Here is a 14,159-nt window from a genome sequence, read left to right on the forward strand (position 1 = left end):
AGCACATCCTGCGAGGGCTGGGGGTGCCGTCGCAGGATGTCCGTCCACCAAACGTCAGAATACCGCCCGTGCCGTCACGATGAAACGACGCTCTAGCTCGATGACGTTCGCCGGCGGGGTGGCTCCGGTCGAGGGGATACGGATGAACTCTTTTCGCTGCTTGTCGAGCACGTTCGTCACGTCGAAGTTGAGCTGCAGCCATTTCGTGACCGGCAGGCTGCTGGAGAAGTCGAGTTGCCCGAAGCTGCGGACGTAGCGTTCCGCCCCGAACTGGGCTCCCACCGGATCGGAGCGACGATAGGTGCTGCGCCATGAGTAGGCGAAGCGGGCATCGAAGCCAGACTTCTCGTAGTAGAGCACCGCGTTGTAAGCGTTCCGAGAGAGACCAGGCAGATCCTGACGGAGGGTCGTCCCATCGGGATTGTCGATCTTCGCTCGGTTTGCAGCCCGCGTATAATTCAGGACGGTACCGAAGCCGGACAGCGCCCCCGGAAGGAAGTAGAAAGGCGACTGGAGACCGACTTCGAGACCGCTGACCCACGCCGAGTTGCCGTTCGCAGGTTCCGTGAACGCGATCACCCCCGTCGTGGGGAGGCCGGTGAGCTGGTCTGGAAAGGTCGCAACCTCATTAACCGTCCGCTGGGTGATGAGATCCTTGATGTCTTTGTAGAAGTAGCCGACGTTCAGCAATGAGCCGGGGTGCCAATACCACTCGACACTGAGATCGGCTTGATCCGCCGTGTAGGGCCGCAAGTTGGGGTTGCCCCGGGTCCCCGTCTGCGGTCCCGAGTTGATGTATTGCGTCGGCGTCAGGGAGTCGAGGTCCGGGCGAGTCAGCGAGCGGCTCAACGCACCGTGCACCACGACGTTCTGGATCGGCTCCCACCGGGCGTTCGCGGCCGGAAGCCAGTTCGCCGACTTGCCGCTGTCGCTGCGGGCGAGGGGCGTCTCGCCGACGAGCTGAGTACCCTCCGTGCGGGTGCTGGTGTTGACGTAGCGGATGCCGGCATCGAACGACACCGCGCCGATGACGAAGTTTGCTTGTGCGTAGCCTGCGAACGTCTCCTCACGTACGGCGAAGGACCGCAGATCGTTTCCAGTCAGATACGGAAAGAACTCGGGCGCGACGTAGGGATCGCCGACGTTCGGGTAGAAGTACTTCTTCGCAAGCGCGGGATCCACGGCGAGAATGCGGTCGGGCGTTTGCGAAGGCGAGCCCTTGACGCTGAAGGGCCGCGTGATCGCAACCCCGGCCAGCGAGGGCGAGTTCGCGGTGAGGAGCGGGGAACCCTGATACAGCCCTGCGTTTTCGCCACGCCGGCTGGTCGTGCGGTCGGTGTAGCGTCCACCGAAGCGGATCGAAAACCGATCCTCGTCGTCGAAGGCATATTTGGCGTCGATCTTCGCCATCAGCTCGTCGGTGGTTTGACGGAAACGGTCAAAGATGAAGACGTTGAAGCCGAAGTCCTGCGGATTGGACAGGAAGTCGGTCGAACCCGACGTGAAGTTCGGCACGCTGCCGTTCACGTCGTAGCTGGCGGTAGTGTTGTTGATCGCGAATGAGAAGAGCTGGAGCTCCGTGCGCTCGTTCCTCTTGGCGAAGGCAATTGCGGGCGACACCGTCAGATGCTCGTTTGGTCGCAGATCGGCGCGTAGCGTGCCCTGCCAGACGCGCTGGTATTGCGGCCGGTAGCTTGTGCCGACGCGGTTCTGCACGCCGGCGAACGTACCCGATGTCACCACGCCGTCCTCCACCGTATAGTTGGTGGGAGCGGCGTTGTTCCCTTCGATCGGGACGTCCGGCCGGTCGTCGTGTCGTGCACCGTCGATCTCGGCGTAGAGGAAGTCGGCGGTAAGATCGAAGCCGTCGCCCAGCTTAGCCTGGAAGGCGGCGGTACCGCCAATGTTCTTTCGCTGTTCGATGTAGCTGTAGTAGGCCGCGGTACGGGGCGTCGCCGCATCGAGAAGCGTCGACGGTGCCGTGGCGAGTGCGTTGGCGTTCGCGATCAGGCGGAACGGCACCCAAGGCCCGTAGGCGATCTCGTTGGTCCGGAAGTCGACCTTCGAATACGCCACCCCGAGAGCGATGCCGAAGCGATCGTCCCAGTTCTTGCTGATCAGGCCGAAAGTCCTGGGCATCACCTTGGACTTCTGGCCCACCTGCCCTCCGCCGACTGCGACGATCCGGAGACCGGGGCTATCAAAGGGCTTGATCGTCTCGATCTTCACCGTGCCGGCGAGTCCGCCCTCGACGCTGCTGGCCGAAGAGGATTTCTCGACGGCGACGCGCGAGAAGATCTCCGGTGCGAGAACGCCCAGATCAAGACCGTTGATGGCGAATCCGCCGTTGATCTCGGTGCGCGTGAAGCCGGTACCCAGACCGCGCAGATTGATCTGCCGTCCTTCTCCCAACTCCGAACGGTCGATGGTGACGCTCGGAATGCGCTGGAGAGATTCGGCCAGATTGTTGTCGGGGAACTTGCCGATGTCCTCTGCCGAAATGACGTCGACGACATTGACCGCCTTGCGCTTGACGTTGATCGATCGTTCGAGGCCTGCTCGGATACCAGTGACGACGATGTCCTGACCCGTGTCGTCGGTGGCGCCGATGGTCTGCTCAGGCGCTGGCGAGGCGGAAGCCGAGCCTTGGATCGTCGAGCCCTCCTGCGCCTTGGCGACAGCCGGCGTCACTATGGCCATGGCGGTTCCCAGCCAAAAAGCCTCTAGGCGGCATCGCCGCGCAAGCCGGTCCTTCGTATCCAGCAGATTCTTCATGCCTTCTCCCCTTCTAATGATCCCTGCGGGTCACGAAGCTGAGCGAAACATTCGGGAACGTAGCTAGTTCGGCAGGAACGCCTTGCTGCTCGTCGCCGTCACATCGCTGCCGGTTCAGACCGTTACCGATCGAGCCTGCCGTCTTCAGCCCCGCACCTAGCTGCCCTGCTCACTCGTCCGATTCATCGGATCGCGCGTTATGTTGCGTAGATAGATACGGTAACAGTATGTAGTCAAACCGAAACTAACCGAAACTATAAGAAAGAGTGAATTGAGTCGGCTTGTGTGTTTGGCGTGCCTTGATCGGAGGCGACCGGATACAGGCACCGGTGACCGCCCATGACCTGTCGTTCCATCCTGAAGTTCTAAGAACCAATGGGGACGATCAGCCGATCAAAATGCCGGATTGTCCGTCCCGCGCTCTTGCGAGTTCCAACTCGCATCACGGTGCCGACCGCAGCGGATGGCGGTTCGAGATAGTCGAGGCTGATTAGTGCTACCGTGAGGCAGGTCGGACGTCTGGGCACCGTCTTGCGCGGCAGACGTCGCGGCGAATTCTGGTAACAGGTCACATGACCTTCATCGCCCTCTGTGTGATTTCAGCATCCTAGCGATGGCGACCGGCTCTGCTGCAGGATCTTTGGCCACGACGCCCACTCAGTTTGCTGGTCTTGAATGATCCCGCGGATGCACTTCCGCTTTGTGGCGCCGAACCCTTGCCGGAATCCCTACGCAACGAGCTTTACTCCGGTCGTGAACCCAGAAGGCGGGCATACAAGGCCGCGCCCAATCCTGGTTCATGACGCGGAGCGATGACGTCATATTGCGCGCGCGTCTCCAGACGGCGTAGCAACGCAGCTCGTACCGCGGGCTGCTTGGTCAGCACGCCGCCAGACCAGGACAGCGCGACCCGCTCGTGCTCGTCATAGTCGAGAGCGACACGAAGCGCCTCGGCGATCTCCGCCAGTTCCTGGCCCGCGCGTTCCAAGATCGCGGTCGCGGCGGTGTCTCCCGCCTCCGCTGCCTGCGCAACCAGCGGGGCGAGCGCGGCGATCTCGTCACGGGTCATTCCCGAGCCGCCCATAACGCGTGCGCAGATCGCAAGATCGCTGTCGAGGCGAAGGGAATCGATCAGTATCTGCCGCAACGGACCACTGGGAAGGCGGCCGTCGCTCATCTTGGTGAAGACCTGCAGTCCTTGGATCGAGATCCAGTACGCCGAGCCCTCGTCGCTGAACACCTCGCCCCAGCCGCCAGCGCGGGCGCGGCGACCGTGCCGCTCGCCATAACCGATCGCACCGGTGCCAGCGACGAGGTTGATCCCATCGGCACAGGCCAGCGATCCCGCCCACCCGCACACCATATCGTTGTCGCAGCGGTATCGATCGTGACCGAGCACGCGCGCGCAGCCGGCGTCGAGCAGCGGATCGATGCCGGCGTCCTCGCCGAACGCCGGCAGCCCCAGGAAGACGTAGTCAAACGCGGTAGGCGCAAGGTCCAGCGTCGCGCAGACCTCGCCGATGCCACGAGCAATGCGCGACAACGCCTCGTCGAGCCCGACCTGCAGATGATAGGTCGTGCCCGTCAGCGCCCGCGCGATCACGGCACCCTGCGCGTCGATGCAGACGAATTCCGTCTTCGTACCGCCGCCATCGACGCCAAGGTAGACCGTCATGCGGGCTGCGTGTGGATACGCACGCCCTGAACGACGCGGTTGACCGTGCCGCTCGCGTTGGGCTGGTCGGGCGTGCGTCCGAGGCGAAGCGAGCAGTGCAGGCCGAATAGCTGCGCCGGCACCACGTAGGGAAAAAGCAGGTCGGCATCCGCCATCAGCGTCCCGTCCAGCACCAGCAGTGCATCGTCGCCCCCGTCGCGCGCCATGACTGGCAGCACCCGGCCGCAGCGACCGTCGGCCCGCAGCTCGGCGATGATGTCGAGATCATAGAGCCGGGTCAGGGGATCGTTCGAGACGAACACGACGACCAGAGTACGCTCGGTCACGATCGTCTTGGGGCCATGACGGAAGCCCAGCGACGAGTCGAACGCGGTCGGGATCGCCCCGTCCGTCAATTCGAGCAGCTTCAAGGCCGACTCGCGCGCCAGCCCCTGGAATACGCCGCTGCCGAGGTAGACGACCCGGTCGAAATCGCATGCGGCGAGTTCCGTCGCTTCAGCGTCGGCATGCTCCAAAGTAGTCGCGACGGCTTCCGCGATCGCCTCGATCCGCGTAGCCATGGCGTCAATACCGGTGAAGATCGCAAGCGCCGCGTAGAGCATGGCGCTGAAGCTCGACGTCATTGCGAAGGCCCGATCGTGCGTCTCTTCGGGAAGGCGGACGACGTGGCCGATCGCGCCAGGACGCTTCGCTAGGGCGCCATCGTCGTTGCACGTGATGACCAGGTGGTGGACCGACGTCAGCCGCGCGTCGGCCAGCTCGACCGCGGCGACGCTCTCCGGGCTGTTGCCCGATCGCCCGAACGACACCATCAGCGTTGGCCGTCTCGCATCGAGATAGAAGTTCGGCGATCCGACAATGTCGGTGGTGGCCACCGCCTCGACCGGGCGGCCAAGCGTCGCGGTCAGCCAGGGCGCGAGGCATTCGCCGATGAAGGCGGAGGTACCCGCGCCGCACAGCATGATCCGCAGATCGGGCTGCGCAAGCAGGGGCGCGAGAAACGCGGCGATGCCGTCGCGTTCCGCTGCGAGCACCGCATGCGTCGCCCGCAGCGTGGCGGGCTGCTGGTGGATTTCGCGCCGGGTCCAGCTGTCGTCGTTTGCGACCTGTGGATCGACCGCGACTAGGGTCTCAGGCATCGGGATGGCAGGCTCCATGATAGGCGTCGAGCGTCGCGCCGATCTGCGCGACGATGAGGTCGACCGGGTCGAGGGTCGCAGTTCCGGCGCGAGCGGCGGCATAGGCGAGCGGCAGATGTTGGCTGAGCAGCGGCAGAGGCGGCACCTGCGCCCGGAGATTGGCGAACAATCGCTCCTGCGCCGCGACGATCGCAGGGTCCGGCCAGTAGTAGCGGATGCGGTCGCTGAGGCTGTACTGCAGCTGGAGGTCGAGCGCAGCTCCGTTCTCGTGATAGTATTTGCGCCAGTTGGCGGGCTCGGCGTGCATCCGCGCGATCGCGACCGCACGCAGATCGCCGCGCCCTTCTTCGACCGTCTCGCTTTCGATTGCATCGAGCGCCCACAGCGCTTCGCGCAGCGCGAAGGTGACGCCGGGACCGACCTTGAGGATGGCGAAGTGGTCGCGAACCAGCGCGCTCAGCGCCTCTGCGGTCTGATAGTCGGTGGAATGCGCCTCGAAGACCAGATGGTCGACCGGCACGATGGCGGCGCTGAGATCGGCAGCGGCGTCGGGGCGGTAGTCGACCACCTTCATGTGATCGAACTCGACGCCCGGCTGAACGACCGTCGCGATCACCCGGGCCCACGCTGCGTTCAACCCAAGCTCGCTGAACAGCGCACGATGCATATCGACCGTCGCGAGCGCCGCCTCAGGCGAGGTGATTTCGAGCGTGTCGAGGTCCTCCGCCGCGCCGCCAGGCACCGGCACCTCCGTGCCGATCACGTAGACCGGAGCGTCCGCCGGCTCGCCGACGAAGGCGTCCTCGGCAACGCGGCAGAGACGCGCGGCGCGTTCGGCGATCGTGCGTTCGGCAAGTGGCGTCGGGTCATCGGCGCAGGACATCGAGCAGTCCAGATGGATCTTGCCGAAGCCGGCGCGCACGTAGTCGGCGATCATCGTCTCCGCCTTCGCCATGGCCGCCTCGGCGGGAAGCGCGGTCCAGGCGTTGGGGCCGAGGTGATCGCCGCCCAGAGCGAGGCAGTCGAGCGGGAAGCCCAAACGTCTTGCGATCCCCTCGACGAAGGCGCGGAAGTCGGCGGGCACCATGCCAGTGTAGCCGCCGTCCTGATTCACCTGGTTCGAGGTTGCTTCGATGAGCACCACCGGCACGTCGTGACGCAGCGCATGGGCAAACGTCGCCTCGATCACCAGCGGATGCGCCGAGCACACCGACGTGACGCCGACGCGTTCGCCGGCTTTGTGCCGGGCGATGATGTCTTCGATCAGCTTCACGATTATCTCCTTTCATTCGAGATAGGGGAGTCTTTTAGGAAAGGCAACGAAACGAATCGAAACAAAAACTACTATGTTGCGGTAGTAGCTTCGCTATCGTCGTCACCAGCCGTGGCATCGGGTTCGAACGCAAGCATCAGCGAGGCGGCGAGAGCGAGACCGATGCCGATGAACTTGACCGGTCCCGGCATGACGCCGAGCGCGACCAGCGAGATGATCGCTGTGGCGAGCGGCGCCCCGGCATTGGTCAGCGGCGCCACGATGATCGCCTTGCCGTAGCGGAAAGCGAACACCAGTGTCAGCGCTCCGATGGCGTTGAGAACCTGGATGCCGGCGGCGAGCAGCGGACCATCGAGACCGAAGTTAATCGGACGGCTGAAGTCGGTCAGCACGAGTGCCGCGGGGATCAGCGCCAAGCCGGTCACGGTCATGTAGAAGAAGATGCTTTCCGCCGACATGACGCGGTTGGCGGACTTCATGAAATAGGCCTGCAGGCCCCAGCAGGTCATGACGGCGAACGCCATCCAGATCCAGCCGCCGCCCTGCGCATCGCCGCCCGGCGCAAAGTCGAACGTCGGCAGCGCGAGCAGCGCCAGCAGGATGCCGATCGCGCCGAGCCTGCCGGTCCGTTCACCCATGAACAGGAAGGACAAGATGATCGTGACCACCGGCGACAGCGAGATCACCGGAAAGATCAGATAGGCGGGGCCACGCGTGACCGCGTAGAACAGCACCATCTGCCCCCCCGCCCCCAGGCCACCCACGGCAAGACCATAAGCGATCGCCCGCGGATTGACGTCGAGCTTCCATCGCGCCTGCGCGAGGACGATCAGGGCGGGCGGGATCATCGTTAGCGCCCAAACGCAGTAGACGAGCGTCTCGGGGAAGCCGTGCTGCGGCAACAGGCCGGAGAATGCGCCCCACACGCCCCACAGCACGACTGTGGCGAGCGCGTTGAACAGCCAGGCTCGCCCGCTTGATGATGCGAGACCGCTCATGCGACGCCCCTCGTGGTGATGGGGGTGGCGGCGATCAGCAGGAAGTGCTCGAAGCGCGCCGGGACGGTGGCCACCGGTCCGTCGACCATCCCGAGCGAAGCGCCGGTGAAGCTGTCGGTCAGTCGGTGAGTGCCCGGGGGCAATCCGCGCAAGGTAACCTTCCCCGACCAGCTATCGGCGTAAAATGCATAGTGCATCCGGCCACTGGCACGGATCGCATGGCCCTCAGGCTTGTCGAAGCCGATGTCGTAGAGCCCGCCGAGATACTCGCCCTTGGGCAGCATGTCGGCGCGGTACAGCGCGATCCATTTGCGCCAGAGGCGTTCACGCTCGGGAGTGAGCGCGATGCCGCCCGGCGGCAGGGGATCGGTGGTGTTGACCGGATCGTGCGGCCACGTGAACTTGGTCGAGACGATCGCGCCGATGCCGTAGTGGCTGGCAAAATCGTCGTGCCGGTCGCTGAGTTCGACGTGATCGCCCGCGAACGGCGCGGAGGGCCCCATCATCGCCTTGAACGTCTTGCCCTTGAGCCTGATCTGCCACGACGACGTCGGATCCGATGCGGGCGTGTGGTTCATCCCCGGCATGTTGTGGAAGGCGAAGGAGTCGCCGCAGGGACAGATCTCGACCACCGCCTCCGGGTTGATCGCCATTGCCTCGTCGTAGAGCGCCTTCCAGAAGCTCTGCAGCTTCTCGAAAGATTCCTCGGGCCGCGCGTGGTTGTGGGCGGGATTGTAGCAGGGCGCGACGCCGTTGAGATGCTGGCCGTCGAGCTTCAGCCCCTCGAAGCCCCAGTCGCCGATGATGCGGCGGATCTGACCCCGGAAGTAGTCGACCACCGGCGGATAAGCCGGGCACAGGGTGAACGCATTCCAGAAGCTGACGTTCTGTGCGGCACCTGTGCGGTCCAGCAGCAGCATGTCGGCGTGGTCGCGGAGCAGGTCGGTGCCGGGATCCGCGGCGAGCGGGGCGAGCCAGAGCCGTGGCCGCATGCCCGCCGTCTTGATCTGACCGACAAACGCCTTCATGTCGGCGTCGCCCCGCGGGAACTTGGCGGGATTGAGCTTCCAGTCGCCTTCCGACGTCTGCCAGCCGTCGTCCATCACCGCCCAATCGAGCCCAATATCCTTGGCCTTACCCATCGCAGTCAGCACCTCGGGGATGGTGAAGTCGCGGCCGTAGCCCCAGGCGCACCAAACCGGCGCGTAGCTCGGCTCCGGTATCGCGGGGGCGGCGATGCCGCGCTCCGCCATCAGCCGGCGATAGGCGTCGAGCGGACGGAAGTGATCGCCGTCATGCACCATCAGGAGGATCGGCGGCAGCGCAAGCGACGCGCCGGGTGCGAGAGTCATCGGCTCGTCGCCCGCGATCGCGATCCGCGTTCCCGTCGGCTGCCCAGCGACCGGCAGCGACACCAGCCGCGGCAACGTGTCGACGTGGCCGACCGCAAGCCCGACGTCGCGCCGCCAAACAGCCGCGACTGGGGTGCCGCCGCCGTAGTCGGACGCGTTCATGCCCATGAAGTTTCGCTGGCCGAACCCCGGCGCCACGCGCTGCACCCAGTCGCGCCGATCGGGGTAGGAGGCGCCCGAGAAGCTCCAGGCTCCCTCCGGATGCGCGAGCAGATCGTGCGCCGCCGCCTGCCATCCAGCGATCGCGAGCGGCGTCTTACCAGTGTTGCGATAGGCGACGTCGAGCATCGCGAGGCCGGGATAGCGGTCGAGCATCGTCACCGCAATCCGCTTCTCGATGCTGCCCGCCGCGGTGCCGCGCAGCCGATGGAGTCTACCGCTGCCATGCGGTCCCGAGACGGCCTCGCTGCTCTGGTCGAGGAGAAGGAAGCGGTCGATCGGCTGCTGACCGACCAGGCGGATCGCTTCGCCCGGTTCCATTGCGGTCAGCACGGTCCCGCCGCGCGACAGGCGTGAGTGCAGCCCGGCGTCGAATTCGATCGTCAGCACGCCGTCGCTGATTCGCGTGATCGGTCCAATCGGGCGCGAAACTCGCGCGACGGCAGGGCAGGCAGCGACGACGGCCGCTCCGCCCGCAAGCTGCGCGATCAGGCGACGCCGGGATATGGATGTGTTCGACACGCGCATGCCTCTCGTAGCAGCGGACGCCACTTGAAGCGGGCGGCCTTGAATTCGGATGTGCCTCATCGGTTCGGCTTGCGCAATTCAAAACGCAACATAGTATGATTTCGTTACGTTTCCTTTGGAGAACCAGATGCGCATCCGATCAGGTCTGCTTGCCGTCACCGCCGCCATGGCGCTCGTCGGCTCCGCACCGTCTCCCACGTCCTATACCGAGGCCGACTTTGCGCGCGTCGCCAAGCTCGACGCGCACGTCCACGCCAACCGAGACGCGCCCGACTTCGTACAGGTCGCCCGGCGCGACGGGTTCGAGCTCCTGTCGATCAACGTCGATTATCCCGATTTCCCGCCGCTCGCGCGGCAGGCGGAGATCGCCTACAAGGACCATGCCGCCAACCCTAAGCACTTCCACTTCGCGACGACCTTCTCGATGGACGGGTTCGGGACGCCGCAATGGACCGCCCAAGCCGAACGCGCGGTCGACGACGGCTTCGCGCACGGCGCGGTCGCGGTGAAGGTATGGAAGAATATCGGCATGATCGCCAAGGATGCGAACGGCAAGCGCGTCTTCCTCGATGATCCGCGGTTCGATCCCATCATGCGCCACATTCAGGCGCGGGGCGTGCCGCTGATCGCGCATCAGGGCGAGCCAAAGAACTGCTGGCTGCCGCTCGACCAGATGACGACCGACAACGACCGGACCTATTTCAGCGAACATCCCGAATACTACATGTTCAAGCATCCCGAGGAGCCGAGCTACGAGCGCCTGATGGCGGTGCGCGACCGCTTTGTCGCGCAGCATCCGAAGCTCGCCTTCGACGGTGCGCACATGGCGAGCCTAGAATGGAGCGTCGACGAACTCGCCGCCTTTCTCGACCGCTTTCCCAGCGCGGTGGTCGATCTCGCCGCCCGGATGAGCCAGGTGCAGGTCCAGTCGAACGCGAACCATGCGAAGGTGCGCGCCTTCTTCGTTAAGTATCAGGATCGGCTGATGTACGGCACCGACCTGACTGACAGCCCGCCCGATCCCGCGGCACGCGCGCAGAACCCGCCGACGACGGGCGACTTCGCCAAGGAGGCCGATGCGACGTGGCGTTCCGACTGGCGCTATCTCGCGACGCCGCTATCCCAGCCGATCGCAGCCATCAAGGCGGATGCGCCAGGTCTTGCGCTGCCGCGCGAGGTCATCGACAAGATCTACTACCGCAACGCACGGCGCTTCTTCCATCTGGGAGGCTAAGCGTCGCGAACCGCTTAGGCCTCGTGGATGCTGAACCCCAGCCGCTGCGAGGCGGAGCGGACGTCGTCGGGCACGTCGCTTCCGGTGATGAGATGGTGGATGCTGTCGACCGGTATGATCCGGTGGAGGCAAACGCGCCCGAACTTGGATACGTCGGTCACCGCGATGACGTCGCGCGCCGCCTCCACCATCTTGCGGTTCAGCATCGCTTCCGGCTCGTAGTGGGTGGTGATGCCGCATTCGATGTCGAAGCCGTCAACGCCTAGAAACAGCTTGTCGACACGCAGACTCTCCAGCGACGCTACCGTCTGGGCCCCGTAGAACGCGCGGTTCTTGCGGCGGAGCATCCCACCCAGCATGACGATGTTGAGCCGCTCCTTCGCCGCCAGCACCGACAGGATGTCGAGGTCGTTGGTCAGGACCGTGATGTCGTCGTCATCGGGTAGGAAGCGCGCGATCTGCAGCGTCGTCGTGCCGGAGTCGAGCACGATCGACTCGCCCGGCGACACCATCGCCGCCGCTGCCTTGCCGATCCGCGTCTTCTCGTCGGCGTGGATCGAGCGCTTGACCTCGACGGGCGGCTCGGCGGTCACGTTGACCGCGCCAGCGCTGATCCCACCGCCGTAGGACCGCTCCATCACGCCGCGCGTCGCGAGGAAGCGCAGGTCCTTGCGGATCGTCTGCATCGACACTCCGAACTTTTCGGCGAGCGGCGCGACCTGCACGCTGCCCCGCTCGCGCACCAGCGTGCTGATCCGCAATCGCCGTTCACTCGTGTCCCGGATCATTCCATCCCGTTCCCTACACTCTGCCGTCACCGCTACCAGCGCGGTCAGGCTACATCAATCGCGTTACGTTTCGGTAGGGATCACACGATCCTCAACGAACCATGCGCGCCGCGCTCCATGCCACCATTGGTGGGCGGCCGCCATTCGACGGCTGGCGCGTGACCAGCTCGACGACGGAAGCGAACCGGATGTCGGCCACGATCGACGCCGCCTTTCCGGGCGCCGCAGACACCTCCTGCACCAGGCGGCGGTCGGCATACACCTGGAAGCGTACGGGCCCCGTCCCGCCCAGCACCCGCGGCGTCGCCACGAGGCGTGAGAAGGCGCGATCGGCGTGCACTTCAAGGCGCGAGTTAGCGAACATGCCGATTCCACCGACCGGTTGTCCGCCTGCGATCAGCGGCGCTCCGTCCGGTGTCGCGCCGACGCGCGCGGGAAAGCGACCCATCGGCAGGGCATTGGCCCGCGACAGCCCATCGACCGCTACATGGATGCGCGCGGGCATGGCGTCCAGCGGAACGGCGCCGGGATCGGCCGGCGTACCGGTGACGCGCAGCAGCGCGGATCCATGCGCCGGCAGGGTCACTCGGATCAGGTCGCTCGCCGCTGCATCATCGCGCCGCGCCCAGACGTCGCGGACGCGCGCGTGGCTGCCGGGGGCGAAGCCGAGCTGTCGCCAGGAAACCCTCGCCTCGACCGGCACCGCGCCGCGGTTAAGGAACGCGACCGCCCGCGTGCCTGCCGCGGCCAGCGTTCGCACGACGACCATCGCATCGCCGTCGCGATAGCCGATCCCCTGGTTGCCCGCCGCATCCTGGTTGATCGCGATTACCTCCGGGTTGCTGACGATGGCGTGCAGCGCCGGGTCGGGATGCCGCAGATCGTAACCGAGCAGCAGCGGCGCCGCCATGATCGTCCACATCGTGAAGTGCGACCTCGCCTCCGTGGGATGCGCCGCGTCGAAGTCCCCATGACCGATCTCGAGCATGTCGGGGTCATTCCAATGACCGGGTCCCGCATAGAGCGCGCCATCGACCACGCTGTCGATGTTCGCGAGCATGCTCTTCCAGTTCGACTCGATGTCCGGGCTCGTCCGGTAGAGATTGCCGCGCCGCGGGCCCCAGAGGACCGACAGCGCCTCGCCCCAAGCGCAGATCGACAGCGTTGCGGTGTCACCGCCCCAGCGACGCACCGCGTCGCCTAGCGCCGCATAAAGTCCTTCGATCGCCTTCGGGTCGGACGCGGGTATGTTGCCTCGTACGATCAGCGGCGGGAAGGCGTTATAAGCGCCCGAGGTCACCGGCGGATCGGCCGGCGTATAGTCGGCAACGCCGCAGGCATCGACCTTGATGTAGTCGAACCGCCAGTCGGCGAAGATCGTCCGCATATCAGTGACCGCGTAGCCGAAGCTGCCGACCTGACGCTCGGCGACTGAGCCGACCGGCAGGTTGGGAACGCTGGCGTCCCATCGCTGCATGCAGGTGTTGCGTCCGATGTCGGTGTAGATGCCCGCCTTGAGGCCGAGGGCGTGGAGGGCGTCTGTGAACGGCTTGAACGAGCCGGTGGCGCTTCCTTCGACGTGCGACGACGGAAAGGTATTGCTGCGGATCTGCAACCGTCCGTCGGCCAATCGGCGCAACGCCCAGCCGTCGTCTATATTGACGAAGCGATAGCCGCGCGCCGCGAGGCCGCTGTCGACCATCGCCTTCGCCACCGCCCGCACCTTTGCCTCGTCGACGTCTGCGTGGAAGGCGTTCCACGGATTCCAACCCATCGGCGGGGTCTGTGCTGCGCCGGTCTGGACGACGGCGAACCTTCCGCTCGGCGCGAGAGGATCGTTCTGCGCCATCGCCGCCGCAGGAGAGGCGGCGGCCGCCAAAATCGCTGCCGCGCGCAGGGCACGGCCCCTGGCGGCGCCTTTTGAAGATGGTGCGGACATGGAGTTCTCCTGCAATGAATGATCCCCAGCGACTGGCGCTGCCAGAGAGATCCGGCTTGGCCATGTCGGCAGACGAAGCCGATCAGCATAACGACGCATCCACGCTTCCACCGGATGGAAGGTGGTTAGCTGCCGACGAAACGGCGGAATGACCGTGTGCCCCCCCCCGCAAACCTGACCAACACGTCGTATGATGTTTCGTTTTTATTCGTTTGACAAGATTGTTACGGCAGTTCTAG

Annotated in this window: 9 protein-coding genes; 1 reads left to right on the top strand and 8 read right to left on the bottom strand. The window is 65.2% G+C overall.

Annotated features, from left to right (window positions below):
• Positions 1 to 54: 54 nt before the first annotated feature.
• From AC07U4_RS16230 to AC07U4_RS16255, 6 genes are all read right to left on the bottom strand, one after another.
• Entirely contained in the window at positions 55 to 2,775 is a 2,721-nt protein-coding gene (locus AC07U4_RS16230; protein WP_495196116.1) for a TonB-dependent receptor, read from the bottom strand.
• 742 nt (positions 2,776 to 3,517) lie between these two features.
• A complete protein-coding gene (locus AC07U4_RS16235; RefSeq protein WP_137897156.1) occupies positions 3,518 to 4,450 on the bottom strand; it encodes an N-acetylglucosamine kinase in 933 nt (310 codons plus the stop codon).
• The gene (locus tag AC07U4_RS16240; RefSeq protein WP_495196117.1) at positions 4,447 to 5,589 is read right to left on the bottom strand and encodes an SIS domain-containing protein; all 1,143 of its coding nucleotides are present in this window, start codon (positions 5,587 to 5,589) and stop codon (positions 4,447 to 4,449) included. Before AC07U4_RS16240 ends, AC07U4_RS16235 begins: the two co-directional genes overlap by 4 nt.
• A complete protein-coding gene (locus AC07U4_RS16245; protein WP_495196118.1) occupies positions 5,582 to 6,862 on the bottom strand; it encodes a D-tagatose-bisphosphate aldolase, class II, non-catalytic subunit in 1,281 nt (426 codons plus the stop codon). Before AC07U4_RS16245 ends, AC07U4_RS16240 begins: the two co-directional genes overlap by 8 nt.
• 71 nt (positions 6,863 to 6,933) lie before the next feature.
• On the bottom strand, positions 6,934 to 7,860 hold the full coding sequence (locus AC07U4_RS16250) for an EamA family transporter (RefSeq protein WP_495196119.1): 927 nt from the start codon (positions 7,858 to 7,860) through the stop codon (positions 6,934 to 6,936).
• The gene (locus AC07U4_RS16255) at positions 7,857 to 9,821 is read right to left on the bottom strand and encodes a glycoside hydrolase family 36 protein (protein ID WP_495196120.1); all 1,965 of its coding nucleotides are present in this window, start codon (positions 9,819 to 9,821) and stop codon (positions 7,857 to 7,859) included. The genes AC07U4_RS16250 and AC07U4_RS16255 overlap by 4 nt, the downstream gene beginning before the upstream one ends.
• A 265-nt stretch (positions 9,822 to 10,086) precedes the next feature.
• Between AC07U4_RS16255 and AC07U4_RS16260 the strand changes: the two genes are divergently transcribed.
• Positions 10,087 to 11,193, top strand: coding sequence for an amidohydrolase family protein (locus AC07U4_RS16260; RefSeq protein WP_495196121.1), 1,107 nt, complete (start codon positions 10,087 to 10,089; stop codon positions 11,191 to 11,193).
• Between the two features lie 14 nt (positions 11,194 to 11,207).
• On the opposite strand, the gene agaR is transcribed toward AC07U4_RS16260, so the two are convergent.
• The gene (gene agaR, locus AC07U4_RS16265) at positions 11,208 to 11,981 is read right to left on the bottom strand and encodes a transcriptional repressor AgaR (protein ID WP_495196122.1); all 774 of its coding nucleotides are present in this window, start codon (positions 11,979 to 11,981) and stop codon (positions 11,208 to 11,210) included.
• Positions 11,982 to 12,072: 91 nt separating this feature from the next.
• Positions 12,073 to 13,920, bottom strand: coding sequence for an NPCBM/NEW2 domain-containing protein (locus AC07U4_RS16270; RefSeq protein WP_495196123.1), 1,848 nt, complete (start codon positions 13,918 to 13,920; stop codon positions 12,073 to 12,075).
• Positions 13,921 to 14,159 lie beyond the last annotated feature (239 nt).

The organism is Sphingomonas sp. GW821-FHT02B09 (genome assembly GCF_059421875.1).

What these genes read in the sequence shown, in the direction of transcription:
- AC07U4_RS16230 (WP_495196116.1), bottom strand. Translation starts at nt 2,775, where the DNA reads ATGAAGAATCTGCTGGATACGAAGGACCGGCTTGCGCGGCGATGCCGC.
- AC07U4_RS16235 (WP_137897156.1), bottom strand. Translation starts at nt 4,450, where the DNA reads ATGACGGTCTACCTTGGCGTCGATGGCGGCGGTACGAAGACGGAATTC.
- AC07U4_RS16240 (WP_495196117.1), bottom strand. Translation starts at nt 5,589, where the DNA reads ATGCCTGAGACCCTAGTCGCGGTCGATCCACAGGTCGCAAACGACGAC.
- AC07U4_RS16250 (WP_495196119.1), bottom strand. Translation starts at nt 7,860, where the DNA reads ATGAGCGGTCTCGCATCATCAAGCGGGCGAGCCTGGCTGTTCAACGCG.
- AC07U4_RS16260 (WP_495196121.1), top strand. Translation starts at nt 10,087, where the DNA reads ATGCGCATCCGATCAGGTCTGCTTGCCGTCACCGCCGCCATGGCGCTC.
- agaR (WP_495196122.1), bottom strand. Translation starts at nt 11,981, where the DNA reads ATGATCCGGGACACGAGTGAACGGCGATTGCGGATCAGCACGCTGGTG.
- AC07U4_RS16270 (WP_495196123.1), bottom strand. Translation starts at nt 13,920, where the DNA reads ATGTCCGCACCATCTTCAAAAGGCGCCGCCAGGGGCCGTGCCCTGCGC.